The 26,591-nt window shown below is 54.3% G+C and carries 22 protein-coding genes and 4 pseudogenes; 9 read left to right on the top strand and 17 right to left on the bottom strand.

Going from position 1 to position 26,591, the window contains the following annotated elements; genetic code table 11:
* The 4 genes and pseudogenes from EXE47_RS16245 to EXE47_RS16230 form a co-directional block, all read right to left on the bottom strand.
* Window positions 1-508 (bottom strand): response regulator (locus EXE47_RS16245; protein ID WP_137708515.1); only part of this gene is annotated, 508 nt, incomplete at its 3' end.
* A gap of 235 nt (window positions 509-743) precedes the next feature.
* Complete coding sequence (locus tag EXE47_RS16240) at window positions 744-1,199, bottom strand: tyrosine-type recombinase/integrase (protein ID WP_049933286.1); 456 nt, start codon at window positions 1,197-1,199, stop codon at window positions 744-746.
* Between the two features lie 346 nt (window positions 1,200-1,545).
* Window positions 1,546-2,052 (bottom strand): annotated as a pseudogene (locus EXE47_RS16235) (serine hydrolase domain-containing protein); the annotation flags it as partial.
* A gap of 51 nt (window positions 2,053-2,103) precedes the next feature.
* Window positions 2,104-3,371: pseudogene (locus EXE47_RS16230) on the bottom strand (RNA-guided endonuclease InsQ/TnpB family protein).
* Window positions 3,372-3,569: 198 nt separating this feature from the next.
* Here EXE47_RS16230 and EXE47_RS16225 point away from each other — a divergent pair.
* Both EXE47_RS16225 and EXE47_RS16220 read left to right on the top strand, forming a co-directional pair.
* Window positions 3,570-5,042: a pentapeptide repeat-containing protein gene (locus EXE47_RS16225; protein ID WP_080508708.1), complete on the top strand. Its 1,473-nt coding sequence runs from the start codon at window positions 3,570-3,572 to the stop codon at window positions 5,040-5,042.
* 201 nt (window positions 5,043-5,243) lie between these two features.
* Window positions 5,244-6,071, top strand: coding sequence for a hypothetical protein (locus tag EXE47_RS16220; protein ID WP_137691729.1), 828 nt, complete (start codon window positions 5,244-5,246; stop codon window positions 6,069-6,071).
* Between the two features lie 547 nt (window positions 6,072-6,618).
* Here EXE47_RS16220 and EXE47_RS16215 read toward each other — a convergent pair.
* Together EXE47_RS16215 and EXE47_RS16210 are read right to left on the bottom strand one after the other, a co-directional pair.
* Window positions 6,619-7,023, bottom strand: coding sequence for a 3'-5' exonuclease (locus EXE47_RS16215; RefSeq protein ID WP_137703854.1), 405 nt, complete (start codon window positions 7,021-7,023; stop codon window positions 6,619-6,621).
* 83 nt (window positions 7,024-7,106) lie between these two features.
* Window positions 7,107-8,015 carry a hypothetical protein gene (locus EXE47_RS16210; RefSeq protein ID WP_241988277.1) on the bottom strand — a complete coding sequence of 303 codons (909 nt, stop codon included), beginning with the start codon at window positions 8,013-8,015 and terminating at the stop codon, window positions 7,107-7,109.
* A 588-nt stretch (window positions 8,016-8,603) separates the two neighbouring features.
* On the opposite strand from EXE47_RS16210, the gene EXE47_RS16205 reads away from it, so the two are divergent.
* Window positions 8,604-9,191: a hypothetical protein gene (locus tag EXE47_RS16205; RefSeq protein ID WP_137703853.1), complete on the top strand. Its 588-nt coding sequence runs from the start codon at window positions 8,604-8,606 to the stop codon at window positions 9,189-9,191.
* Between the two features lie 503 nt (window positions 9,192-9,694).
* Here the strand turns inward: EXE47_RS16205 and EXE47_RS19085 are convergent.
* Both EXE47_RS19085 and EXE47_RS16190 read right to left on the bottom strand, forming a co-directional pair.
* Window positions 9,695-11,107: a DUF6498-containing protein gene (locus tag EXE47_RS19085; protein WP_241997595.1), complete on the bottom strand. Its 1,413-nt coding sequence runs from the start codon at window positions 11,105-11,107 to the stop codon at window positions 9,695-9,697.
* Between the two features lie 306 nt (window positions 11,108-11,413).
* Window positions 11,414-12,157 (bottom strand): DUF4097 family beta strand repeat-containing protein, encoded by a 744-nt coding sequence (locus EXE47_RS16190; RefSeq protein WP_094552384.1) that lies wholly within the window; start codon window positions 12,155-12,157, stop codon window positions 11,414-11,416.
* A gap of 504 nt (window positions 12,158-12,661) precedes the next feature.
* Between EXE47_RS16190 and EXE47_RS16185 the strand changes: the two genes are divergently transcribed.
* From EXE47_RS16185 to EXE47_RS16175, 3 genes and pseudogenes are all read left to right on the top strand, one after another.
* Entirely contained in the window at window positions 12,662-13,105 is a 444-nt protein-coding gene (locus EXE47_RS16185) for a DUF3592 domain-containing protein (RefSeq protein WP_080508728.1), read from the top strand.
* A 175-nt stretch (window positions 13,106-13,280) separates the two neighbouring features.
* Window positions 13,281-14,024, top strand: a complete 744-nt coding sequence (locus EXE47_RS16180; protein WP_241988275.1) for a hypothetical protein — start codon at window positions 13,281-13,283, stop codon at window positions 14,022-14,024.
* A gap of 178 nt (window positions 14,025-14,202) precedes the next feature.
* Window positions 14,203-15,483: pseudogene (locus EXE47_RS16175) on the top strand (RNA-guided endonuclease InsQ/TnpB family protein).
* Window positions 15,484-15,583: 100 nt separating this feature from the next.
* On the opposite strand, the gene EXE47_RS16170 reads toward EXE47_RS16175, so the two are convergent.
* On the bottom strand, window positions 15,584-16,312 hold the full coding sequence (locus EXE47_RS16170; protein ID WP_241988274.1) for a DUF6498-containing protein: 729 nt from the start codon (window positions 16,310-16,312) through the stop codon (window positions 15,584-15,586).
* 744 nt (window positions 16,313-17,056) lie between these two features.
* Here EXE47_RS16170 and arsN2 point away from each other — a divergent pair.
* The gene (gene arsN2 / locus EXE47_RS16165) at window positions 17,057-17,500 is read left to right on the top strand and encodes an arsenic resistance N-acetyltransferase ArsN2 (protein WP_080508672.1); all 444 of its coding nucleotides are present in this window, start codon (window positions 17,057-17,059) and stop codon (window positions 17,498-17,500) included.
* Window positions 17,501-17,995: 495 nt separating this feature from the next.
* Here the strand turns inward: arsN2 and EXE47_RS16160 are convergent, their stop codons facing one another.
* The 6 genes and pseudogenes from EXE47_RS16160 to EXE47_RS19400 all read right to left on the bottom strand — a co-directional run bounded on the left by EXE47_RS16160 (window position 17,996) and on the right by EXE47_RS19400 (window position 20,168).
* Complete coding sequence (locus EXE47_RS16160; protein WP_241988273.1) at window positions 17,996-18,430, bottom strand: PIN domain-containing protein; 435 nt, start codon at window positions 18,428-18,430, stop codon at window positions 17,996-17,998.
* Window positions 18,390-18,587: pseudogene (locus tag EXE47_RS19315) on the bottom strand (antitoxin VapB family protein). The gene EXE47_RS16160 and the pseudogene EXE47_RS19315 overlap by 41 nt, the downstream one beginning before the upstream one ends.
* A 134-nt stretch (window positions 18,588-18,721) precedes the next feature.
* On the bottom strand, window positions 18,722-19,141 hold the full coding sequence (locus EXE47_RS16150; protein ID WP_137692264.1) for a PIN domain-containing protein: 420 nt from the start codon (window positions 19,139-19,141) through the stop codon (window positions 18,722-18,724).
* The gene (locus tag EXE47_RS16145) at window positions 19,141-19,443 is read right to left on the bottom strand and encodes an AbrB/MazE/SpoVT family DNA-binding domain-containing protein (RefSeq protein WP_099289277.1); all 303 of its coding nucleotides are present in this window, start codon (window positions 19,441-19,443) and stop codon (window positions 19,141-19,143) included. Before EXE47_RS16145 ends, EXE47_RS16150 begins: the two co-directional genes overlap by 1 nt.
* Before the next feature lie 157 nt (window positions 19,444-19,600).
* Window positions 19,601-19,882, bottom strand: a complete 282-nt coding sequence (locus EXE47_RS16140; protein ID WP_137703852.1) for a helix-turn-helix transcriptional regulator — start codon at window positions 19,880-19,882, stop codon at window positions 19,601-19,603.
* Between the two features lie 202 nt (window positions 19,883-20,084).
* On the bottom strand, window positions 20,085-20,168 hold the full coding sequence (locus tag EXE47_RS19400) for a hypothetical protein (RefSeq protein WP_303645068.1): 84 nt from the start codon (window positions 20,166-20,168) through the stop codon (window positions 20,085-20,087).
* Between the two features lie 518 nt (window positions 20,169-20,686).
* Between EXE47_RS19400 and EXE47_RS16130 the strand changes: the two genes are divergently transcribed.
* Together EXE47_RS16130 and EXE47_RS16125 are read left to right on the top strand one after the other, a co-directional pair.
* Window positions 20,687-22,750 (top strand): ATP-binding protein, encoded by a 2,064-nt coding sequence (locus EXE47_RS16130; RefSeq protein WP_137703851.1) that lies wholly within the window; start codon window positions 20,687-20,689, stop codon window positions 22,748-22,750.
* 318 nt (window positions 22,751-23,068) lie between these two features.
* Complete coding sequence (locus tag EXE47_RS16125; RefSeq protein WP_199237915.1) at window positions 23,069-23,524, top strand: hypothetical protein; 456 nt, start codon at window positions 23,069-23,071, stop codon at window positions 23,522-23,524.
* 742 nt (window positions 23,525-24,266) lie between these two features.
* Here the strand turns inward: EXE47_RS16125 and EXE47_RS16120 are convergent.
* Together EXE47_RS16120 and EXE47_RS16115 are read right to left on the bottom strand one after the other, a co-directional pair.
* Window positions 24,267-25,880 (bottom strand): sensor histidine kinase, encoded by a 1,614-nt coding sequence (locus EXE47_RS16120; RefSeq protein WP_137703850.1) that lies wholly within the window; start codon window positions 25,878-25,880, stop codon window positions 24,267-24,269.
* Between the two features lie 350 nt (window positions 25,881-26,230).
* On the bottom strand, window positions 26,231-26,521 hold the full coding sequence (locus EXE47_RS16115; protein ID WP_049933168.1) for a hypothetical protein: 291 nt from the start codon (window positions 26,519-26,521) through the stop codon (window positions 26,231-26,233).
* Between the last annotated feature and the right edge of the window lie 70 nt (window positions 26,522-26,591).

Raw genomic sequence — 26,591 nt, 5'->3', positions numbered from 1 at the left:
CCGTCAGCACGACAGTATTGCTCTCTGTGTCCAGTTCGAAACCACCTGTATCACCGTTGAATTCCGTCAATCGCATCAACTGTTCTTGTCTGTCGGCCCGCTCGGCTTCGCGGCGGGTCCGAACGGCGTTGCGGATCCGGTTGGCCAAGAGTTCGTACCGTTCGGTGCCGCTCCCCTTCTGGAGATAGTCGGTGACACCGGCAGCAATGGCGTCACTGGCGACTGCCTCGCTGCCCTTGCCGGTGAAGAGGATAAACGGGAGGTCGGGATACTCCTCTCGGACAGCCTGTAGGAATTCGATGCCGTCCGTGCCGGGCATATTGTAATCCGAGACGACGCAGTCAGGCGGGCGGTCATTAATATTCTCCAACCCCTCGTCGGCACTGGTCGCTGTCTGGACAGCGAAGCGGTCGTCCTCGCGTTCGAGAAACGTCCCTGTCAGGTCCGTGATGGAGGGGTCGTCATCAACGTGGAGAAGCTGAATCTCTCGGTGTAAACTGAACGGCATGGTCTGTAATGTGTTATTATTATAAAAAAACTACTGGCTAACTATGAATTAATTTCTCGGTATCAACAAAGTCAATTTCTGTCCTGATTCTGCTAATTTGAAATAACAATGCTCTGATGCTGACTATAACCTCTATATTCAGCAGTCAGTAGCAGCCCATATCACATATCGAATCGTTATTTCGCCAGATTGGACAAGAGCCATCTACAAATTGGCCTATCATTAGGCGTATAAATCAGTACAAAGAACGCGACTGAACTGTCGGCTCAAAAACCGGATCCGCACCCGGGTCGGATTCGACGTTCCCCGAGACGAACGAGATCTTCTCGCGCTCGCGTTCCGCAGCTATCGGGCTCATCCCTCCGAGATAGTGGTTTCTGAACGTCTCCCAGTCTTCCCACCCGCCGAAACTCATCACGACGGCAGGAAGAATACCGCAGTCCCACAGCAAATGACCGCCCCAAGTACGCCGGAGGTCGTGGACATCGAGGTATGTCCACCCCTCATCGCTGGTCCCGGCGTACCGGCGCTCGCCGGCGCGCTTCACCCAGCGATAAATCGAGTTCGGTTCGACGTCGACGATCGGCTCGTCGGGGTCGCGTTCGTATGAGAGCGTCCGAACGGAACTGGCGAGTTCCTTCGGGATCGGCGTCTCGCGGTACTTCCCCCGCTTCGCGTAGTCGTTCCACACGCGGAGGAAGACAGCAAAATACAGTGAGAGAACCCGTTCAAGTCTTTCAACGCATTAACGTATGACCCCTTTACCTCGACAGTTCCCTCTACGGTATCTGCTCCAGCTGGTTGAATTGGCATCCCTTCCGACGATCCAAAGGGTGTCCGAATTACCCCAATTGACTCGTACTGATACTGGTCATTTGGCATATTATTCCGTCAGTCTTCGAATGAGAAATCAGTGTCGTGACCGATAAGCGCCCTGTATTCAGCAGGACCGCTAAAACACATCAACAAGCCAGGGATTCAATAGGCTCAGATAGGCCGAAAGTACCCTATCAATGAAAGTCAAATCCTGCGAGACCTCACTCATAGAGCGCTAATCGGACAGCATCGGACATTCCACTGATGCGAGCGGCGTGCTCCCATGATTCCTCGCGGATGCCGTTGGTGACGTATGCGAAGCCAACGTTGAGTTCCGGATCCCCCCAGCCGAAGATACTCCCGAGCCCGGCATGGCCGAACATCCGCTCGCGGCTGAAGGATCCGAACATGTCATTCGCCAGTCCGCCGGTCCAAAATCCGAGCCCATACCGGGCTGGCCGGGAGAGTGTGCCGTCTGCGTCTGTTTCAGCGTGAGTCTTGGTCGCTTCGGAAACTGTCTCCGCATCGAGCAGGCGCGTGCCATCGATTTCGCCGCCATTAGCTATACACGCGTAAAATCGGGCCATATCTCGCGCAGTGCTGATACCGTTTGCTGCTGGGATCACTGCCCGTCGAACGGCTTCATTATTGAACGCGTCCGCTGATTCGGACGCCGGGATCCCTAACCCCTCACCGGGATCGCGGCAGCGGTCGTACATCTCGAAGCCGGTTGACATCCTCCCCGCCCTGAAGGGCGAGGATTCCCGAGCGTTGGGATATTAAGATTCGCAACCCACCTGTTCCCTCGGGTGGAACGACCCAGAGGTTTGGTTGAACAGGTAGGCTACTGGCCGTGCCAAACAACCGTTACTCATATCCCGTGTGGGGGGATTCTGAGTTATCTTTCTGCGAATATTCACCGCGCCATTCACGTCCGCATTCATCGTTGTACCGCACGACTCACAGACGTACAAACCACGCTCCACACGGTTTGAGTCACACTTCCGACCACAACACGAACACGTCTTCGACGTGTCGCGCTCGCTCTTTCGGTCAACGAGGATACCGTGTTCCTCAGCCTTGTATTCGAGCAACGTGGTGAAGTGGTCGAACTCCCAACCGTGGAGCTTCTTGTTTCCACTTCGACCCCAGTTCCGAGACTCACCGTTCTCGTCCTCACGAATCTTGCTCAAGTCACCGATGGCGATGTGTCCGACCTCGTGGTCGATACACCGCTCTACGACGTGCTTGGCGAGTGAGTGAAGGAAGTGGTCTTTCCGGCGTGAAGTTTCTGACGGGCACGAAGGGCACGGCGCGACGGGCCATTCTCGCCCTCTGTGTCGTACTCGTCGCGGGTGAAGTAGTGCTTGTCTTGTTTCAGCACATTTCCCGGATACAACTCTGCCTCACCGTCGTCGTAGGCGATAGCGAGGTAGTTCTTGATGCCAAGGTCGATACCCGCCGTCTTCTCGCCGGGTGCGTCCTCAACAGGTATCTCGACCTTACAGACGAGGTGAAGTTCCCAGTTGTCGCCGTTCCACACGGCTCGCACTTGCTGGATGTTCTCCACGGTCACGTCCGGTCGCGTCTCGTACTCACACAGGATGAAGTCTGAGCGGTGGTTCTTCAGGTTGAAGCCCTTGCTCAGTCGGAGTTTGTTGTGTTTGGAATCGTGCTTGATGCCCTTCTGCTTCCACGTCACGGTGGAGCGCGGGTGTTCGTCGCCGTGTTTGCGATAGCCGGGTGGGTTGGCGTCCTCATCTCCGCGTTGGCGTGCTTTGTACCAACTGGTGAACGACTCAGCAAGCTCTTCGAGAACTCGCTGACTTGACTGAGAATGTAGGTCACTGTATCGTTCGTGTTCCTTGAGTTCGGATTTGAGTTCGCCGTCGTCAGGTATTTCCCCGTCTTCATCCCACCGACCTTGTGTGTAGTATCGGGCGACGTTCCACAGTTTTGATGCAGAGAACCCACACTGGTCAAGGTCGCCACTCACCTGAGAGTGGTTGACGATTTTCGCCCGATAGGTACGAGTGGTCTCCAGCATCAGACTGTGTTCATAACTAGTTATAGAAGATTACGTGTTAAAGTAACGACTGAGTGTGGAATATCCAGCAGTGCCATCGAACGTGGTTAGTGGAGGAATTGTCGGCTGTATCCCCGCCCTGAAGGGCGGGGTTTTAGCCTTGAATCTTCCATAATTCAGCGGTACACATATATGAGACCCGGTAGATAGACAGAGCGAATGAGTGGAGGGTGGGGCCAGTGTTCGTTTACACTCAGTGCGGCTGAGGACAATGAGAGTCAGTACCGCTGTACCCAGCCGTCGATGTCGGATACAGGATTGTGCGTCTGGCACTGTCCAGAGAGTGAGCGGCCGACAGATGGATTTCCGGATACGGTTCCACCCGACACAAAGTTGCGTGGTGCCGAGCTCGCCAACGCGACACTCCGAGGGGTGGAGTTTAGTGCCGGTGTTGATCTCAGCGACTCGACCTTCGCCGGAGCGACGATCCGCGAGTGTGACCTTGCTCGGACAGAACTCGACGGGTGTGATTTCACTGATGCGTCCGTCGTCGCATCGACGTTCCAACAGGCGGAGCTGAGTGAGGCGCGACTTGATGGGTTTACTGCCATCGATTCGTCGTTCGAGGACGCAGTACTGAATCAGACGGTCGCGGACGCAGGGGTTGAGTTTCGTAATAGCAACCTCGACGATGTGGTGTTTACCCGAGCGACTGTCGATAGCCTCACACTCGATGATACCGTTGCTACGGGGATTGATCTGACGGAGACAATATGCGGGGCTATCAGAGCCACTGACACTGATCTTTCCGACGCGATACTCATCACGACCGATGTCGGTGATATTCGAGTTGAAGGGTGCCGCGTTCGAGGGGCGGTTATCCGACGGACAGCACTTGATACTGGCTCGTTCGCAATGTGTGATCTCCGCGATGCCACACTAAATGGGACATCCGCTGTGAGTGTCGAATTTGATGCTACGCGACTTTCGGGTGCTCGCTGTCGAGAGTGTACTTTTAATGACGCTAGCTTTCGTGGGGCTGACCTGTCCGGTACCGACCTTACCGATAGTGATCTTACAGGGAGTAGCCTCAAGAATGCCGATCTCTCAGGTGCGGTCCTCGATGGAGCAACACTACAGGAGAGTGATCTCAGTGGCGTTCGATTACAGGACGCGTCGATCAACCGGAGTACTCGGTTCCCCTCGCTGACCGAGCTTGAACAGAGGGGTCTCGAGGTTCCAGAAATGCTCGGCTTGTACCGAACGCTTGTGGGGTTGCTTGAGGATGAGGATCTAACTGACGCCGCGTTTCGGCGTCGGTCGGAGTACTACACACTCCAACGCAGACAAGCACAGCTCGACGGTCAGTACGGACGCTATTTCGGACTCCTACTGAACGGAGTGGTGACGGGACACGGACAACGGCCGGCACGGGTACTAACAACGAGCATTGTGGTGGTCGCCTATTTTGCGGTTGTATATACTACGATTGGGATCGGTGTGGTACCGGGAGAGACAGACCTCATCGGGGCGCTGGTGTTCAGCCTCCAAGCGTTTAGCCCCGGCGTAACGACGAGCGTAGTCGAGGCGACCCGGATCGGGACGATGCTCGTGACGATCGAGTCGACGATCGGCTTGGTTTTGCTCGGTGTCTTCGCCGTCCTCGTCGCCCAGCGATTACAGACACTCTGATCACTCATGGATGGTTCCCTTCCCGACCACGCCGAAACGAGTACCTCTCTCCGAGAAGGTATTGAGGTGCTGATTTTGGAGTCGGTCGACTGGCAGTCGCTTCGGGATGGGCGGGTACCCAGTCAGATCGGGATTGATCCCGCGACAGCGGTCACAGTTTCGCTCACTGCGCTCTCAGTCATGTTCACTGTCGTGTACACCATGTACGACCGCCGAGCGACGGAAGTGAACACCGCCCTCTCCGATGTTAGAGACGATCTCTACCAAATCGCATCCGGCTGTAAATTAATCGGGCGGGGGGCATCTATCGAGGTGGAGTGGGAGACTGTTCAGCCGTGGCAGCGGGCACAGGTGAGTGAGGAACTACGAGCCGATATCGCTGCGTTTGAGCGCGATCTCCGTGAATTCCAGAAATTCGACGCAGAACTTGAAGGAGAATTACGCGAAGCGATTCGAGAATCAGACGTTGACACGGGCATGCTGCTGCCGGAGCGACTCACGCGGACAAACGGCAGGCAAGCACAATTCAAAAACGCGTGTCGTGCGGATAATCTCGATGGACATTACATCCAGGATGTCGAATGGATCCACTTGTGCGGGCCTGCCCTGTTCTCTAGGGATTCACCGGCACAACTCCGTGAGGAGATCCGATCACAGATCGAGGCAACGGGTGCGGAACGGGATTTCAACATCGACTTCTGGGACCGACTGAATGACTCTTGGGCTGAACACCTCCATCGGCAACTGGAGGCGGGAAACCCAGTCCAAGGAGTCCTCAATGAGTTCGAATCTAACTTTCAGAGGCGCCGCGAATGGCGGGAGGATCTCATCTCAGAAGCGGATCGATTACACGTTCAGCTACAAGCCGAGACTTCCCGCTGGTACCCACGGTTGATGGTGGACATTACTAACCCGTCTGGAGGGTTCAATCGTAGCACTGCTGCCTTGGCTGACACCGAGAGCGACCCTGACAGTAGTGATGAGTCGAGTGGAGATGTTGAACGGGAGTGGGTAATGGAACGTGGGTGAAACAGGCCTCACGTTTGGGTGTCACCTCAGACGGTAGCACGTAACCCACAGACTGTTTTCGTAGCTTCAATGCGGGCTGCTCGGTGTGTAATGTTCGAGGACCGTCGAGGGATAGCCGACTCAGGGGTAGTCGGTGAAGAGAGGCGGTCTTCAGATGATCCGCGAGTTCTGTGGTACCGCGTGGATGAGTGGGAGACTCGCCCTGCCAAACTTATCGGTGGGTACCCACCAGCATTGAGTGCGTTCACGAGCTTGATGCCAGCGGTTTCGTCTCTTCGCAGATCGACTGTGGAAAGACCGTCCCCCGAAAGGGTTCTCAAGGCAGTTCTGTAGTAAATTCTCCGAGCACACCGAGCATAACTGGGTCAAAAGAGAGCCCTTGGTCAGCGTAGTAGAGCGCAATGTTGGCCTCAAGATCGGTTTTCAGGTAGTGGTCGAGGACCTCACGATACCCAGTGATCACTCGCTCATCACCAGTTGCGACGACGTCTAGAAATGCTGGCCCAAACTCGTCGCCGAAGCGGGAATTATCGAGCGGGACGCCGTTTCAGGTCGTCTTCGGGACCGGGTACCCGTAACTGTCGAGACAGTCTTCAAGCGAGGGCCACTTTTCGCCTGCGCCACACGCTGCCTTTCGATCAGTGAAGAGGTTGATATGCTGGCCCGATGTCTGGAGGGCTGGTGGTGACGGCGCCAGATCGAAGTGGGCGCATCGCTTGGCAAGAAAATCCATGTTGAAGTCGATCCCGTTGTAGCCCACGAGCACGTCGCCGTCGAGTTCGTCGATATAGCTGAACACCGTCGTGATGAGGTCCTGCTCGTCTGAGATTCCGTGATTGCTGCGGGCGAATGTCTCGTACTGGGCATCGTTCCCGGGCGTCTCTGGCTCATGGTGACCGACCCCCGATTGCGACCGTTTCACATGGACAACGCTGAGACCGGCGAGGTCCATGGCGGTCGGGAGACATGTCCGTTGTGGCCTCGACACCCCGAGGCCGTCAGGGTAGTAGGCTATCTGGGTAGGCAGAGCCGGTACTACCCGGCAATGGGTCGCTCGTCTTGGTCGAAACCGCCGTACGAAAGGTCCGCGGTGTACACCTTCCCATCGTAGCGCACCAGCCAGGTGCCATCGTAGCTGTCGGCCTCAATCGCCGACTCCGCCGAGAACTGGTCCATTATCGACTGGAACGACTCGTCGTCGGTGCCCTCGGCGTAATAGACACCGTTGATCGCCTCGTTCATTACTGACCGCTCGCCTTCCGAGAGCCCTGACAGTCTGAATAGATGCTCATCGCGAAGCTGCTGCGCGTACGCGTTAGTGCTTTCGGCGACCCTACCGACGGTGTAACGGTACCGAGTCAGGGTTTCTTCTCTGCGTTCCTCCAGCACGAAGGGGTAGACGGTGCCATTGTACCGAACGGCGCTGTACTCGCCGGACAACAACACGCTCTCGTTGGTTTCTGACATTGTGTACTCCTCTGGGATGGCGATTTCGGGGCCGGGACTGAGCCGGGGCTCACGCTCGCTCATAGCCGTGAGTAGATTACCCAACAGTCGGCGGTCACGCTCTGAGAGTTCCTCGAATCCGACGGTCTGGTCGGCTGGTGCCGTCCCGTTGAGATCGACGCCGACAGCGAATGCGGTCCCGGGCCCGGTGCCGGTGACGTTCCAGTCGATCTCGTAGTAGCTGCCCTCGTATGCGAGCGGTAATCCCCGTTGGACCGGCGGATCAGTAGCCGTGGCTGTCCCCGAGCCATTCTCGATCGCCTCTCGAACCACCCGTCGGTCGTCGGGGGCCGGACTGTCCACGACGGCCGGCCGGCTGGCGGCTTCTGCTATCTCCGCGTCGTTCGCGGCCTCCATCGACAACGATCCTGTTGCTGAGCAGCCTGCGAGCGCCACTAGCGCCAGTAAGCCGAGCGCTGCGAGCGCTTTTCGTTCCATATCAGAAGTCGTTCTCTTTCTGGCAAATAGCTGGGGGCCGTGTTACACAGCCCGCAACAGCAGCGATAAATACAATCTAGTTAGAACTCGTCTACTTATCATACACTTTTGACTTAGCCGGCTCTGTGAGGCTGTCATACAACTCTTCTCAAACCTTGCTTGACTCTATTGCGCTGGTAAATACAGTGAATTGACGAACCGTGCTACTCCGGAACCTCCTCCTTGATTTTCGGCCATCCGGTAAAAGAAAATCCAGTGATTGCTGCAAGAGTGAGCGCCGTCAGAGCAGGAACTGACTGCCCCGATATGAACAACAGCAGGCTGCCGGTCAGGGCCCTCCCGACTCCTACCAAATGGAGATTCGTGAATTCACAGCCGAATCAGCCGATAAAACGCGCTTGCGAATTGACCGCTGAGATTCTTGATAGTTTGAGATAATGTTTGAAGACTCGTGCGAGGTACAGAGCGCGAGTCTTGCGGACTGTTTCCACAGAGAACGCCGGAAACGAGCGAAATGAGTTGAGTTGACTCACATCACCTCGGGTAGGATATCCCGGATTTATATGTTGTCGAGACAACATTCAGAAGATGGAAACACCACAACAATACGAGATTACTGGCCTTGGCCTATCTAGCACCAAATATACAGTCGAACAGACAGGACAAGACAAGAACTTTCGACCTGAGTATGAAGCCAGAAATATCACTGGCCAGACAATATTCCGCTGTACTTATAATACGTACGAGGGGGAAACTTCCTTCGTTGATGACGACGATAATGAGTTGCTGACTATAGCGCCTGGTGGTACGCTGGATATCGCTGGTGACTACCTGCTAACAGATAGCCAGACTGGAGATGATCTCGTCGTTCTGGATAATGACTTTTCTTTCTTCCAAGACACCTGGCGGATCCACGATGCTCAGGACGGCTCCCTCGTCGCCAAAGTCACCTCGGGTGGTGGACTTATTACTATAGCTCGAAAGTTCCTGCCAGTGGGACAATTTATCGGGCACAACTTCGAGATAGCTGATGCAGCCGGCAATTCTATTGGTACTATTGAGAGCGATTTCGCAATACGTGACCAATACGAGATCAAGCTCAGCGATAGTAGTTCGGTTCCGATAGATCCGATTGTGGTGGCAACAGTGGTTATCGATACAATCCAGGGCAATTGATCCATCGCAGACGCCACCGAATTGTTTGGACAACTCCACCAGTTATCTAACGGTTATATTTACTGCTCCCCGGTAAGGCGGAATCGGTTTGATTGCTGAACTCACGCTCTGTATCTCGCAAAGCGTTCCTAACAGAAATGAAGGAGGCGTCGGTCGACTCTGGTGTATGAATCCTCTGTACTGAGTGATCCACAGGTCAGTCAACGAGGTGTGAGAAGAGTTCTATGACACCCCCACAACCCTACTTACCAGACAGTTCATCGAATGCTGGAGTGAAACATAATTCTGTGTGAAACGTTCTATGACACCTTCGGCTCTGTTGAAACTCTCAACAGCTGATACAATTTCCCGCTCTGTGGGGTTACAACCGGATGCTACGCAGGAACGACGGGAGCGGTGTCGGGAGAAGTGATTGAACGGTATCTTGAGTATATAAAACATGGGTCGAGTGTTTGGCCTCTCTTCGACCCCGGTGGGTCGATGAGCTTGCCCTCGCAGATCATTTAGATTCGAGCGAGCATCGCATATATGAGGACGCTGAGTAAAATCATAAAAAACGGTGCGATCAACACCATGACAGCTGCCATTTCTGCGCCACTCACCTGAGGGGAGCCAAGCAGCAGTAGTGGAACACTAAGGAAAACTAGTGCCAACACGAGTGCGGCACCCACGACTGCGGGATCCTGCTCAGGGCGTTCCTCGTGTCTGATCGGCAGATCAAGTGTCTCGGTCGCGTGGTCAAGATCAGCGACAGGACCAAACTGAACTGTGTTTGTCGGGGCTGTCTCAACGTTTGAAATCTGTAGTGTTCCGGTACCAAATAGGCGGTCAGGAATGGCGTTCTTGATTTCAAATCGTGCTCGCGAGTGAATCGGAACCAGCCACTGTGGCGCATCAAGTACGGTGTCGTACGCGACAAGCATCTCACCACGCCGTTGGTACTCAATAGTGCCGTACCGGAAGTAGTAGCTCCCGGCGCGGATAATAAAAATTCCCAGTAGCACGGTGAGGCCAATGCCGACCCATAAAAAACGCGCTGTAACTATTGCGGCGACAACACCAGCCAGCAGCAGCGCGACACCGCGATTAACCACCGTGAGTAGTATCGTGGTACTGCTTCCAAGTAGGACAGATTGCGGGCTGACTGTCACTCGCGCCTCAACCGGCTCATCCGGGAGGCTTAGCTCTGGTTGTGACCGACTAAACTCACGGTCAGCACTGAGTCGGTCAAAGAGCTCTTGAAATGCGCTTGCTATTGGACCAGTAGATTCCCACGATACAGCGAGAATTGTCTTAACAATCACAAATCCTCCAAGTACAGTTACTCCGGCTGATTGGCCCATTGACAGGCCGATTATCCCCAAAAACATCACCCCAAGCGTGAGCTGGGACGGTTGTTGTAGAATTTCACGGGCGGACACATTCTTGTATGTCTTGGCTCCCAGATACTCACGGTGAAACTCGATGCCGTGTGCGACTATGAGGGCACCAACACTTACAGCGACCTCCCAAGAAAGCGCTATCGATGTCTCAACCAGCACCCAGGAGAGTATCGTAATAGGCAGTATGGTAGAAGCCCAGATACCGAGGATTGACAATGCGAAGGGCACATTGCGGGGATATATTGGTGGAAGCGTTGAGGGAGGGCGCCAGCCACCTCGTTTGTGCCGTAGTTCATGAAGGGGTTCTCGTTCTCCGACAACATCGGGGGATCCTTGCTTTGCGAACAACGACTTTAGCACGCCGAAGAGGACCGTGCTAAATGCTTCAATCCAGTAGAGTAGCAAAAGAGTCCAAACATTCCAATCGCCATAGACTATGCCAGCCAAAGGGAGCAGATTTGTACCGATGATCACAAGATCTGTAGCTGATCGGTTCGGTACCGTGGAGGGCACACCGCGCATATCGCGAATCATTTGCTCGTGGTAGATATGTTCCCGTGATATTGCGTCGATGTTTACGTGTTTGTCGTGGCTGATCTCTCCGGGTTCTCGACTGACTGACTCGACACAAATGATATCTTACTTATTTATTCATAGATGTGTAAAGCACATGAAGAGAAAGCACCGAACTCCCGGCAATTAGGCCGGCTATTCCACCATAGAGCGGAGCGATCTCCAAGGAGGGAGCAATCAAATACCCGCTAGCAAATCCTAGCGGGTCAAAAACTACTGCGAGGATTATCAATTGAACCGCAAGGTCCTTTGATTGGAACCACCTGATCATTCGTTTCTCTCCCTACCGCGGATAGTAATATCACCGTTCGTAGTAGTTGCTGTAACACGGTGCGTACCGTTTCCAACCATCCGGTCGACCGCTGACCCGGACTCAGTTAAATCTGCTTGGAACCCGTTGATTGTGGTGTCGCCATTGGTTGTGTCAAGCGATATTGCTGGCTCCGCGGTTGCTGGCAGGGTAATTGAGATATCACCGTTTGTGGTGTCGGTCTGGACTTCAACAAGTTCAGATGCTAAAAGTGTGATATCACCGTTTGTTGTATCGGCAGTGACGCTCTCGGCCCCGCTAGTTTCTATATCGACATCACCGTTCATCCCCTCAGCAGTAAGGTGTAATCCTTCAGGAACGGTCAGTGTCAGATCCATCTGTAGCGGGGACGAACCGAAGGGAAGGAAGCCACTATCCTCCGTGTCAACGGTGAGCGACAGGCGATCGTCGGATTGGTCGGCTTGTAGCGTGATGCGTTCTAGATCATCTTCGCTTGCTGCCCGCTTTGTGCCGTTGAGCTGGATCGTCTCACGCTGTGTATCACGAATCGCAATGTCACCGTTTACGCCTTGGACATTAATTTCTGAGATGTCGGTTCCGTCATACTCTCTGGTAACCGTAGTTTCAGCCTCGAGAGATCCGGACGTACATCCTGCGAGAGTGGCAGTTCCGGCAGCGATACACGCACCAAGCAGATTGCGTCTCGACAGTCTTTGTCCCGCCCAGTCAGGACTGCTCATACGGGCCCATGGCATACATCGATAATAAATCGGCTACTCGTGTCTCAGGCTCAGAAGCACGTACTCGCAAACCGGTGGGTGGCTGCTTAGCTATTGACCTCTTCCACGCCCTGAAGGACGTGGAATCCGTCCACCGGATTCGGGCTGTCAGTGCCCTTTGGTTTCAACCCGCCTCATGGGGAACCCCCCAAACATACGGGCGAAACTCTCGTTTTCTCTTCTTTATACGGCTGTGGCGCGGTCAACAACGCCCCATCGGAATCCGTGTCATTGCCGGGTGAACCTCCGCAGTTCACCGCCCCTTGTGGTTCGGGTCGGCATCTCACCGATTCCATAGTGTACACTATAACGCCATCACAGTAGTAAAATTACGGAGAAAGGATCTGTTGAAATCCCATTCTTCAGATATATTTTCGCCTGAAACAGCGGTTAATGAGAGCTGTATGTGTTGCGTAGTGAGAAATACGTCGAAATTACTATTCAATAGTCTAAACAATCGCCAATATGTCGAAGCTGTCTCTGATAAGTATAATACTGGGGATTGTGCTGCTCGGAGTTGCTGGATACATGGGATACTCTCAGCAACAAAGTCTCTCGTCCGGGGTACAGATTGAAGCCACGGTAGAGAGCAAAGAAGTCACCATGGATTCCTCAAAAAGGGGGGACAGGTACACCCCCCACGTCACTTACAGCTACACGTACAACGGAACCGAATACACTTCCGACAACATCAGACCGGGAATAGGAACAAAAGCGTCCGACACAAGGACTGCCGCGGGAGACAGAATTGACCGGTACAATGTCGGGGAGACAACCACGGCCTATGTCGTACAAGGCTCGCCCTCGAAATCGTATCTTAAGAAACAGAGTAGCCCTCTACCACTTATATTCGGCATCTTAGGCCTATTCCTGATCGGAAGACCAGTCTACAAATCCGTCGCTTCTTAACCTCGAACCGCTCCGTTAGGGTGATGTCCTTCCGCTTGGTTGCTAAATTACTACTTCATATTCTGGCTCTAAGTCTCGCACCTGATAAGTTCCAACACGCCTCCGTGAAACGCCGAGTTTCAGATAGTGAAACGCGTCAGTACAATGTATCACATCAACACGAGATGGATCTAGCGTGACACTCAATATTGGTTCATCGCTTGCGGGAGGAATCAGCCGTGTCGCGAATCGTAACGGCTTGCTGTTGCTGGTCGCATATTTGCTGATCGGGGCTGCGTGGCAGATTCCGTTTTATAGTGCTGTCGTCACGGGGCTTGAGCAGTCAGGTACGCCGACAGGGAACGTAGCTCTCCCGGCAATCGACGCCCCGCTTGCTGTTTCCGTGAGCGCAGCTATGCTCCTGTTGCTGGGGCTTCAATGGCTCACGATTGTCACGATTCGAACGTTTGTCGGCGGTCATACACAGGAAATTCCGTCAGAGTACTACACGCGAAACATTGTGCCGGTCCTCCTGAACTCGCTCGTTGGGGGGCTCATATACGCGGTTCTCATGCTCGTCGGGTCAGTGCTCTTTGTTATTCCTGGAATCATCGCATACGTCGCGTTCATCTTTACGCTCGTGTACGTCGCGGTAGAGGACAAGAACTTCATCGCCGGGTTTCGGAATAGCTGGCAGCTAACACGCGGTCATTGGCTGCGGCTGTTCGGATTATTATTAGTAGTTGTCGCTGGGATTGGGCTCATCTCAGGTGTGTTAACAGCCATGACATCGTTAGTGGTCGGTGCCATTGCCGGGGAAGGAATAGGAATCCTGCTGTCTGGTGTTGTCGGACTCCCGTTTTCGCTACTCATCCTTGCGACCCTAGCAGAAGCGTTCACCCAACTGCGAGAGAGTCAAAAAGAGATGGTGACATCGTAGATTGTATCGACGGTAATCGCAGTGGTACGGTTACGGAGAATTGAGGAGAAAGCCTCGCGTTTTAGCGCGGGGATGAATCCGACACTACCCTTCACAGTCCACCGTTCGATGGCACGGCTGGATATTCCACGCTGAGCAAATACATAGCTTCAAGCAAGTTAGTCTACATAGGTTACGTATAGCGAAACAGGTCGTTACCCGCACCTATACTGCTTCCATACGGAACCAGTCTCGGGTGTAAGACGACCTTGATTCGCTCGGGTTCGCCGCCTCGAAACTCTGGAACGTCGGACGGTGGACGTGTAGTCGGATCTGGGATGAAATCGGTCACATTCCCAACCACAACGAACTCACCACGTACCTCAAAACCCACGAACGCTATGATGACCTGTATTCGCAGTCAAGTCAGCGAGTCCTTCAAGAACTCGCTGAGGCGTTCAACGACTGGTACGGCAAACGACGTAACGGAGACACGAGAGCGAACCCGCCCAGCTACCGTAAACACGGCGACGAACACCCGCGCTCCACAGTCACGTTCAAGCAGAAAGGCTTCAAACTCGATACCCAGTACAACCGCGTCCGACTCTCAAAAGGATCGAACCTGAAAGAGTACTGGTCGGATTTTGTCCTGTGTACGTACCAAACTCGCCCCGACGTTGACCTCTCCGCCGTGGAGAACGTCCAACAAACCAAGATTGTGTGGACGGGCGACGAATGGGAACTACACTTCGTCTGTAAGGTCGAGGTTGACGTGGATGAAGCCCCCGGTGAGAAGACGGTGGGTGTTGATCTCGGTATTAACAACTTTGCCGCGCTCGCGTATGAAGACGGTCACAGCGAGCTGTACCCGCTGAACTGCTTGAAACAGGACGACTGCTACTTCAGCAAGCGAATCGCTCTGTGTGACGACTCGAATTCCGATCAGGCCACCGGGCTGAACCAGAAGAAGTCGGCTCGCCGTACCCACTACTTCCACACACTCTCGAAACGTATCGTCCAGCGGTGTGTTGACGAGGAAGTTGGAACTATCGTGGTGGGAGATCTCTCTGGCATCCGTGAGGATGAGGAGAACGCCGAGTCAAAGGACTGGGGCATACACGGGAATCTTGATCTACACTCGTGGGCGTTCGACCGTTTCACAGACCTTCTCGAATACAAAGCCGAAATGGAAGGTATTACGATTGAACAAGTGTCTGAGCGGGATACCTCGAAGTCGTGTTCGTGCCGTGGTCGGAAGCGTGACGCAACCCGTGTTGAACGCGGACTGTATGTCTGCGATGAGTGCGGGACTGTGGCGAACGCGGACGTGAACGGTGCTGAGAACATTCGGCAGAAAGTATCTCCAAGTCCCGCCACGGATGGCGGTGATAGGAGTAACGGCTGGTTGGCACAGCCATCGACGTTCTTGTTTGACAAAGAAACTGGTGCGTTTGTACCTCAAGAACAGGTCACGTCGTAAACCACAATATCCCAACCCAGCGGTGCGGTGCCGTGGGAATCCTCGCCCTTCAGCGCGGGGAGGATGTCAATTGCTGAAGAGTTCCACAAGGCCGCACTCTTCAATTAAAACTCACCTCAAAATCGTCTGTCTGAGGATCCAAGCTTCCTATCCACGCCCGAATAAATCCCATTGGGATCAGATATACCAGTAATGTAGGCAATGAGCTGAGGTCGCTATCGATTGTGAATGCGATACCGGCTAAAACCAACGTCACGGGGGCGAGTACGTATACAAATATCAAGTACAATTCAGTGAGTGGGGCGTACACAAACGCCAGCGGGTCTGTCGGTGATTTCTGTTTGTATGATTGCTCAGCAACAAAGTGCCGCCAAACACGGCTCAGCTGAAACAGCACGATGCCAGCAATCGCGAGGCCGACTGACACGGGTAGGTCCGAACCAAGACTGTATCTGGAGGCAACAGAGCGGATTATAACGCCGACAATCACGGCATTGAAGACAACTTTGGACCAGACAAATTTGATATTTCGCCAGTATACTGGTGGGAACAAGCCAATCAGCTGACGTGGGGTCGGGTCGGTGTCCCACATGTCTCCGTCCCGACCGTCTACTGGTTTCGGAGTAAACAACGCAATAGGAAAAAAGAAGAGCTGGATAATCGCTACCTCGATGAGATACACCAGTGCGATCTCAACGAGGTTCCACTGAAACACGACCACTCCAACAATGAGTCCAAAATTCAGTATGAGCCCAAAGAAAAAGTCGCTAGACTCTCCCAGTTCTCTGAACGTGGTATCAACAACCGATGTCCAGCTGCGTTCACCCATTTGCTAGTTGGTTTGTTTTCACACGTTCATGCTTATTTTCATTTCCAAACAGAACCTGCTAGCTAAGGTCTGTGGCCAGCACGTTTGGTGAAATAAGACGCGACTCCGGTGTCGCCTCGCCCCAGCAAACCCAATTCGATACAACCACTATTACCGGTCGAAACTGAGCAACATTGAACGACCCGACGATGAGTGAAGATATTATATAGATCAAGGAGAATACCTGCGGCTTCAGCCGCAGGATGAATCCGACAACTCGGAGTCAATCTACACTACAATAGCCACACTGAGATTTGGCAATCCGCATCTTAAAGTGACAGGCAATCCCACGTATAGATAGGAATCAGACTGGGAACAGAGCGACTCCCGTTAGTCCTACGATGGCGGCCTGTCCGCCCCAAGCAATGAGACAGTAATCGGAACCAGTTGGGTGAGCGGTCGGTTCTTATAATGAACCGATACAGTGCCCGACTGCTGTACGCACCACAGAAAGTAACTCCAAGTCCAGCGAAGTCTGCCGGACTCCCCGAGGCAAAAACAACTCCGGGAGTCCGAACACGATAGAGGATAGGAGTACCGGGGGCTTGGCACTCCCAGCAGTCCCACCCGTCACAGTCCGTGAACCCCACACGGATTCTCACCGTGTCGGAGTTCGGTGGAACTGTAAACCTGAAATCTCCAACGCTCAGGATTCCTCCGCGTTTACGCGGAGGATGTCAAATGCTTCGGATACCTTCCTGAATTATGACTGGGGCACCCCTCAGGCTCCAACGAGCGGACGAAGCCACTCTCTCTTATGTCGAAACTAGACTTGAAGCGAATGGCTTGCCGTCTCAGGACGTACGGTCGAAGCCAGACTGCTTCTACATCGGCTACGACGGCGACGAACGGATAGGCGTCGTAGGTATCGAATTGTATGGGACTGACGGTCTTCTACGGTCGGTTGTCGTCGAAGAAGCTGTGCGAGGCCAGGGATATGGAGCAGCACTCTGTGCGGTTGTGGAAACGGAAGCGCAGTCTGCCAGCGTTGATACGCTGTACCTGTTGACAACAAACGCTTCTAGTTTCTTTGTCGACTTGGGATACGTGGAAATAGATCGAAGTACAGCTCCAAGGGCTATTCAGCAAACTACAGAATTCGACGATATCTGCCCTTCAACGGCTACCTGTATGAAAAAAACTCTGTAGCACCAGACCTGTTCTCTAGCTCTTCTGTACTGAACGATTCGTGAGTCATCTGTACTGAGCGATTCCCACTATGTGTAAGGGGTCTTCGATGACCACCTGTTTGTGCCAACTCATGAGCCCTAGACACCCCCGAGAAGGATGTGCTCGACGACATCTGCGAATGTAACCTTTTCGCGCACCTGCTGTATCTCGACGGTGACATGCCACCGCTAGGAGCGGTGACACTGGCAGGTGCCGCCGCTTCCTTCGCTACACAGGGCGGAAGCGACCTGTAGGGACGCGCGCGGCGCGAGAAGTGCGCGATGGAGCATGACCCAAACGCGGCGACGCCGCAGCACGCCGCCTCTGTCCTCGTGGCGTGCGGCCTGCTCGCGACGATGCTCACTGCGGCATTCGCATTCGGGAGCGGTGGTCCGGCCACTGCGGCGCTGCTTGTTGCCGGTGCGAAAGGCGTGTGAAATATCGACCTCGAGGGGCCCGGAGAAGAGCCGTCAGTCAGTCGTGGGTCCGGAGGTTCGTCACGTCCATCAAGTCGGTGAGAAGTCTCGTCTCGAAGTCAAAATCGGCGACGATGAGTTCGGCACCGGTGGAGCGCGCTGTCGCGGCGATGAGGAGATCGCGGGCAGCCATGCGCTCACCGTCATCCATCAACTGGTCTTGTATCCGCGTGGCTTCGAGGGCGATCTGGTCGTTGAGTTCGAGCGACTGAACGCCACCGAAATCCTGCCGGATCGCGACGACATCGGTGGTCCCAGCACTGATTTTCCCGTTGAGCACCTCGAAGACGCAGAGCGCGGACGTGAGGTAGGGCTGTCCGCGGTCCTCGACGAATTGACGGTGTCCGGGACGCCTTCGAGCATGTCGATGACGACGGAGGTATCGAGGAAGATCACCGCTCAAAACTCTCTCGCGAGCGCTTGACGGCGTCACGTGCGCGGTCGGCGGCTTCCGGGCTCCACGCGCCGATGTTGATCGGATTCTCGGTCTGAGCGAGGCGTTCGAGCAGCTAGTCGAACGTCTCGTCATCCCGTTTCAGGCTCTCTAGCATCTCCTTCGTGTCGTCAGAGACGCGGATTGACGTACTCATGTGTATACAAACTGTATACACGAGTTATTATCTTTTGGCGCTATCGTTGGACCGCTGAACCGCCTCAGGGTCAAGCCCCGAGGCTTCCCGTGGTACAGTTATAGGTCACAGACAAGCCAGATCTTCGAACGGGCCTACGCGGAACCGTCGCGGAACCGTTCGATCGGGATATCGGAGACGTCATCATAATCGTCGTCACCGCCAACGAAGAGCGTCGCGTCAACATGTTCAGCCGTTGCCAGCGCGAACGAGTCGCCAAGCGTAGGATTATACTTGAGCGTATACTCCGAGGCGTCCGTCCAAGTATCGGCGACATCTACCGTTTTGATACCGAGATTAGTCAGCCAGTCGAGATACTCGTCGGCTGTGTCGCGGTCGTACTTTCGGGCGATTGTGTACCGGATCTCAGCGAAATTCACGTAGCTGGCGTAGCCGACGGTGTCCTCGACTGCGACCGCGTCGAGATACTCTTCTACAACCTCGCTGCCTAGTTCATCGTCGGCGTGTGCTATCAGCGGCTCAGCGCCGAAGACAACGCGGTCAGGAGCCGACATTATTCTTCAGTTGAGAACTGCGAGTCACGTTCATTCCGGTCCTGGTCGCGTTTCTCTTCGAGAATCTCGGACGCAGGCTTGTCTGTACTCGCTTCGCTACGGGCGGCAAAGCCGCGCATCTCGCTCGGTGAGCGGACCTGTTCAACGATCACCTCTCCATCTTCGGTTTCCCGGAACAACACCTTCCCAGGCGCTTCGATCCCGAGCTTTTCGCGGAACCGTTTTGGGATGGTCGCCTGGCCGTGCTTAGTGACGGCGACAATCTCTTTTTCAGAGTCATTTGGTTGTTCTGACTTACTCATAGTTCATAATTAGATCTCAATCATAATCAAATTTTCTTCTTATTGACAAATAGTTGTTACTCCTCTGTCGGATGTTTTGGTCGAGTTCGAGGTGTGGTTCGGCTTTTGAGGAACGCGAAATACTAGAGTCAAACAGTCCTCGAACGCAGCGGTTCGATTACCCGTTGTGGTCAATATATCCGGCTTCCCATTCAGTCCGAGCTTCGATCTCTCTCGTGCCCCGGCGAGTAGTGCTGTACTCGTTGGTCCGTCGGTCCCGCTGGCTTTTTTCGATGAGTCCCTTCTCAACGAGCGTGTCGAGGTTGGGATAGAGCCGCCCATGATGGATTTCCTTTTCGTAGTAGTCCTCGAGCTCGTCTTTGATCGCAAGTCCGTGGGGGCCATCACGTCCGGCAACGACGTACAGCAGATCGCGCTGAAAGCCAGTGAGATCGTACATATCGCAATTTTCGCATTCGAGTTTTGAAGTACTACTGATTTGGTGACTGCGTGTCATAGAATACGTTTCAAACCCTCTAGGCAGTGATTTTGACTGCTTCATCTCACGCTTGAGTCGGAGGAGCACCGTATTTTCGTCTCCATAGTCGGGCTATCGTGAGGCGGATGCTACAGCAGAGACTGGATCCCGGTGGAGAGTGTTTTCAGGTCTGCTGTCGCGAGCTTTCGGTTGCGATAAGGCGAAGTCGGGGGCAACCGATATTTATTGGGACTTTTTCAGTCTCGATGCGGCCAGCATCTTCGAGTGCTGATTTGGCCCGTTAGAAGGTCGCTTTCGAAGCGATATCCGTATCCTCTCCCCATTTGAGATGTCGTGGAGGAGGACCTTGTTACGGGCTGCGAGGATGGGCATGATCTCGACGATACTTGGTATTCGTTGCTGTTGGAAATCTCTTCAGCGTGTGTGAGGACTTCGTTCAGTTCGTCAGCGGCGTCGTCGCTAATCTCTTCTCGGAGCGTCTCTTTACTACTGTGAGGAGAGGTGTCCGAAGGTGATGCTGCTCGACAGCCTCGAATCTGGGGTCGGACTCGCCGTAGACTGATGAGACCAGTTCGGGATCCGAACTCGAGATACTGTGCTTCCCAGAAGGGCTCCGAGAAGACATTTCAATAATTTACTAGATATCAGTCCGATATCAGATAAGATAATTCGGCCGTAGCTTATTATATATACACCATCAAACAAACATATATTGATGGGTGTCCCAATATCAGAAAGTCACAAGCGTAGGGTATTCACCGCGTGATGGCTGGAGTGTTGACGACACCAGCGGGTATCGCATATATTAGTCTATTTTTTATTAGTGGCATCATCTGTTTTGCGGCTATTCCGCGTGCGAGGATGATCTCCGACGCCGACATCCGTCGTGGCTTGGTCGGAATGCTCGTAGCGACGGGAATCTGGGGAATATTCAAAACGGGATACTTTCTTGTGCCGGATCCACTCAAGGAGCCCACGTATATTATTGGACTCGTGTTCGGATTCGGGACCGTTTGGGCGTGGTTGTACTTCGCATCCGCTTATAGCGGCCGGCAACTACATCAGAACTCAAGTATACGTCTCCTCAGTACCGGCGTGTTTCTCACCGTAGGAACCGTGAAGGTTACCAATCCGTTACACGGCCTCTATTTTACAATCAGTGAAGCTACCACGCCTTTTCGCTATTTGGCGATCAACCACGGTATAGTCCACTGGATAGCAACTGGGTTCTCGTATGTGCTCGCAGCCGTCGGCCTGTTCATGGTATTCGAAGTATATGTGAAGTCGGAGTATGACTCACGGCTGCTGGCTGGCATGACCGGCCTCCTCGGCTTACCTGTTATCTTTGATCTCATCGCTATTACGACACCGACGTTGATTGAGTTCATTTACGCGCCGGTTGGGGTAGCAGGGTTCGCGGTCGGAGCAGTGTTCCTGTTCGGCGATCGGCTCCTAGCAGTCGGCGCGGCCTCCCAAGCCGGCAACTTGACCGTGATCGTCGACGACGATGGTCGGATCAAAGACTACTCAGCCGCGATGGTAGACTCGTTTCCGGATCTTGGTGGATCAGTCGGCGAGAGCCTCGAAGATGTGTTTCCGGAACTCCGTGCGGCCCAGAACGGGACAAAAAACGTCGTCACGCAGAATAACGGCACTCAGCCGAGCCACTACCTCGTGTCGTCACAATCAATGGGTGTCGGGGGACCAGAGACAGATGTTTTGACTCTCAATGACATTTCAGAACGCGAGCGGCAGCGTCAGCAACTGCTAAAGCGAGAACGCGAACTCGACCAACGCAACGAGCTCTACCGGGCCATTCTGGCTGCGAGCTTCTCGTTCGTGTTCCGAATCGACATCGAGATGCGATTCAATTACGTGTCCGAGTCGGCCGAATCATTCGTGGGATACGAGCCTGAGGAGTTGACTGGCGAGCACATATCAGTACTTGCCGCAGATGACGAGAGCCTCACAACAGCAGTGGAGCGTCTCGACGAGGTCACAAATGGCCAGACGGCTCAGATACGCGACCACCCTATCGTGACACAGTCGGGTCGCACCACTTACATCGACATGCGGCTCGTTCCAATTTACGACCCTTCTGTGAGCCGCGACAAGCGGACGGCCGACGACGTCACAGAAGTCCAAGTGATGGTTCAAGACGCGAGCCAGCGACGAAAGCGCGAGGGCCTGATCAGCGTATTAAATCGCGTGTTACGACATAATGTTCGGAACGAACTGACGGTGATTAATGGCCGTGCCGAACTGCTCGCAAACGAGCTTGACGGAGGTGCTAAATCGAGCGCTGAGACGATCGTTCAGGCTGGTGAACGCCTGTTGGACATTGCTGAGTCAGCGCGACAGATCGAAGAGAACCGGGAGGTCTCGCCGGAACTTCAAGCAGTCGATATTATTCCGACCGTCAGCGATACGATCGAAAGACTCGAACAGCGGCACCCGGAAGTGAGAGTGACAACCGAGCTACCAGACACTGCGGTCGCCGAAACTTTACCACGGATCGGGACGGCCATGTGGGAGTTGCTCGAAAACGTTGCGGAGCACACCGGCTCGGACCCGGTCGTCAAGATAACTGTAATCAAGCGTAATGACTCAGTTGTGCTGACCATCGCGGACGAGGGGCCTGGAATCCCGAAAGAAGAAGAAGAAGTTCTGGTTAAAGGAAAAGAGCAACCATTAGTCCATGGCCAAGGACTCGGTCTCTATCTCGCGTATTGGATCGTCGTCACGGTAGGGGCGGACATCGAAGTGTCCGGATCTGAATCAGGGACAACCATCCAGATCCACCTCCCAACCCCTACGGACTCCTCATAAAATATTCTCGACTGTTTAGCTTTATTAAATCATATTATCAATTCCGAGAAATATACTGCGGCTTTAGCTGTAGGATGATCCGGTGTGTCACCTCGCAAAGCCTACTATGCGACTTGACGACTATCCCAAACGAGACGGGAAGCGGGTCTGGCTCAGCCAGAGCGACGAGAACGACGAGGTCGCAGCGTTCATCGACGAGGCGAAGTCCCCAGAGCAGGAGATCGCGTTTCGGCTCGGCGTTCAGGCCGGACTCCGTCGCGAGGAGATCGCCAGCGTCACTGGCAACGACTTCACGTACGCCCCGACGGCTCCCTCCGCGTGTGGAACGACTACCCGAAGCGCGGGCAGTACCGCGAGACGCCGATTCCAAACGAACTCGCCAGTTCCGTCCGGACGCTCTCATACGAACGCGACCCCGATGAGCCGATCGTCGACGTCGAGCCGAACTCAATCTATCGCTGGGTGAAGCGCGCCGGCGAACGCCGGTACGCGGCGACTGGCGACGAGGGGTGGACTCTCCTCGACGTTCACGATCTCCGTCGGACCTGGGGTGTTCATCTGCTGTGGAACTGTGGTGCTCTTCCTGCCGTCGTGATGAGTTGGGGCGGCTGGGAAGACTGGGAGACGTTCAGAAGCCACTATCTCGGAATGATGAGCCCGGCAGCTGCGGAACGCGAGCGCGAGAAGATCTCGTTCGTCCCGGGGACCGTCGAGTCCGACCCGGGTGCGGATCAGGTTTTCGAGCCGACAGTTCAGTCGCGTTCTTTGTACTGATTTATACGCCTAATGGTGGGCCAATTCGGCTCTGCTGAAATATTCAGCGAGTGATATATTTTGACCCAGTCGCGGTCAGTACAGGCAATTCACGGGTCGCACAGCAGAGGATATCAATGGAGTGATTTGTTCTCCAAGACCAGTAGATATATTTTTGAATGTTAAAAGTTGAGAGTATGGATTTCGAAAGAACAGCAGATCTCGTTATGACTGTTCTTCCGCTCCCTGTTGCGCTCTGGATGGGACTTACTGGGAACCTAGTCAGCGTGCTTGGGCTTCTCTCGTTCAGTACGATTGCCCTCTTACGCCGTCGCTCCACAAGAGTCCGACAGTGGACGAATCAGCATCAGTGGTTGTTTTTGACAATTCTAACACCGATCGCAGTGGCCACGACGTTAGACGCGATGCGTTGAAGCGATCAGTACGCAGCTCTCATCGACCATTTGTTTCATATAATATTATATCTGAAGAATATGATTTCAACAGAGCCGCCAATTTGTAAATGGCTCTTGCCCAACCTGGCGAAATAACTATTCGATATGTGATATAGGCTGCTACTGACTGCTGAATATAGTGCGTGAAGTCAGCACCCACCTAGCGTCAACCTCACACTGAGATGTCCGCGTCGGTCGACTATCAACTGTACATATTTTCGGGCAAGTTTGTCTGAGGATGGGGCCAAGCTTGTTACAAGAGACCCCGGGGTGCGCTGATTGGGCCAACTGCTCTCTATGCGTGCCTGTTAAATAGTAGTCTCTGACTCACCAGTTGAAGATGCGTCAAAGACCGTAATTGTGACGGTGGTGCCGTTTGATGTGTCGAAAGAGACGGTACCGTCAAGAGTGCGGACGGCCCAGGTAAGTTGCCACAATCCCAGACCCGTGCCGTGTTGTAGTGCTGTCTCAGTGCTGGTTTCGAGCGCAGATAGTTCCGACTCGGGAATCCCCGGGCCATCATCGGTGACCTGGATTTCGCATCCGTCAGGCGTCTGCCGGAGAGACGTTGTCACGTTCGTAGCGTGTGTGACCGCATTGTCGACGGCGCTTTCTATAGCCGCTTCGAGGGCGGCACCGTCTGTCGAGATCATCAACGAGTCGGGTGCTTCGACAGCGACCAAGGAGTCGTAGGCGGCCACAGTGCCGCGGAGCAGCTCGGCGACATCGACGGCGACGTTTTCGTGCGTCTCTGAGAGAAGTCGGTCAATCGTCCGCGCGCGGTTACTCATGTGTGTGATGCGATCGGTCGCCTCAGTTGCGGCGTCCGCGTGGTCGTTATCGATGGCCTCGAGATGAGCGTTGACGACATCGATTTGATTACGTAGGTTGTGCCGCAGAACCCTGTTAAGCACCGCGAGTCGTTCTTTGCGAAGTTCTCGTTCGGTCACTTCTCGGAGGCTGATCACGGTACCCAACTGCTGGTCATGCTGGTCGAGTACCGTCGACACCTGCGGGTCAAACTTCGCTGACGTACCCTCAACATTGAGTTCGAGCGTCTCGGTTGCTCGCAGCCCGTCCACACTCGTTCCGACGGTATCTTCGACGGTAACGGTGCCGGTAGACGGGTCGGAGTCCCCCGACGCAGTGCGCGCACTCTCGTTTGCTCGCACCACGCGGTGCTCGTCATCCGCTATTAGCACCAAGTCGTCTGTCTCGTCTACGACATCCCGTTCGCCGACGACGCCGACGGCAGGGGATTTTTTGAACGCGTCGAACCGAAACACCGCGAGTCCAAGCCCACCCACCGCGCCGAGAGAGCCAAGCACATAGGCGGCCCCTCCCGCTGCTTGACCGAGTTGAGCAATATACGGAATATTGCTCCAGAACAGCCACATCGCCGCTGGTGCCACAGCAAAGGCAATTCCTTGCCATGCTGTTAGGTGGTCATACCGACGTGTCGCTCGCACCACCAGCACGATCCCGGCTACAGCCAGCGTCACTGCGTAATAACGGGTAGTAATTCCAAGGAGTCCGAGAACCTGCGTTGGCACTAGTGATACTCCGGTTAGTAGACCCTGTAGAGTAAGCACCAAAAGCGGAAACGCAATCAGCGCACCCGTCTTGAGCGAAAGCGAGACGAACCGTCCCGTGTACCGAAGTGCAAACATAGCCCACAAAGCGGCGGGGAGGATCCAGACAACTGCCAGCCACCGCCCGACCGCACCCCCAAAGTCGGTCACTGAGATAAGATCGGTGAGGATGCCGACACTGATGAGTCCGAGACCGACCCCGATCAGCGCAGTGTATCCTGTGAACCACGCAGCCCCTGGTTCGTTGTAACGGTGAGCGACCGTCGCACTGATAGCCGAGATACCCACTGCGTTCCCGATAGATATTGCTGCGGCGATTCCAACGATCATGAGGCATCATACATTCTCGCCTGCTAATAATGTGAAGCGTTCCGGTACAGGATATACAAATTATATTGACCGATTGACTGGGCCGCTGTCCTGACGAGAGCCAGCGCGAGACTTGCGCCCTGTATTCATCACGGAATATTCTATCAATTTGCGAATAGTAGTGTTTCACTGAGTTCGGGAAGAGGCTTGTAGATTTGATTTTACTGTTCAGAAAACCCCGTTTCCTGAACGGTTAGGCTTGGGGACACCTGTTTACTTCTCGTTGAGTTTCAAGATAATTCCCAAATTTGAGTGGTAGTGTGATGTGGTGTGTTTCAGTATTCTACTTCCACTCGCGTCGAATGTATGCTTCACGGGCCCGCAGCCGGACCGGTGGAGACCGTCGTGCTCGTGACCGCGGTCGCGGGCGCGCTCGGACCCTCCTGGACATCGGCTTCGCCCCGACGTCGACCGCCGCACCGATCCTCGTGGTTTCCAGCCTCACCGTCGGCATGCGCCTCGGCGAACGCGTGAGCGAACGACTCCAGCGCGAGGTCGTTCACGCCCTCTTCGCGATCGTCGGGAGCCGGCTGATCCTCGGTGGTGCGAGAGTCGCCTAGCCGGTACCGCTGGTCGCCGACGAGCCCTATCGACACGTACACAATGATATAGACGCCTCATGATACGACATACCAGCCGCTATATCCGATTCGCGAGACATCCCCATATGGC

Origin of the sequence: Halorubrum sp. GN12_10-3_MGM (assembly GCF_005435235.1) — an archaeon.
Taxonomy (GTDB): Archaea; Halobacteriota; Halobacteria; order Halobacteriales; family Haloferacaceae; genus Halorubrum; species Halorubrum ezzemoulense.
Note: the sequence above shows the minus strand (reverse complement) of the source record. Positions and strands in the feature narration are given on the sequence as shown.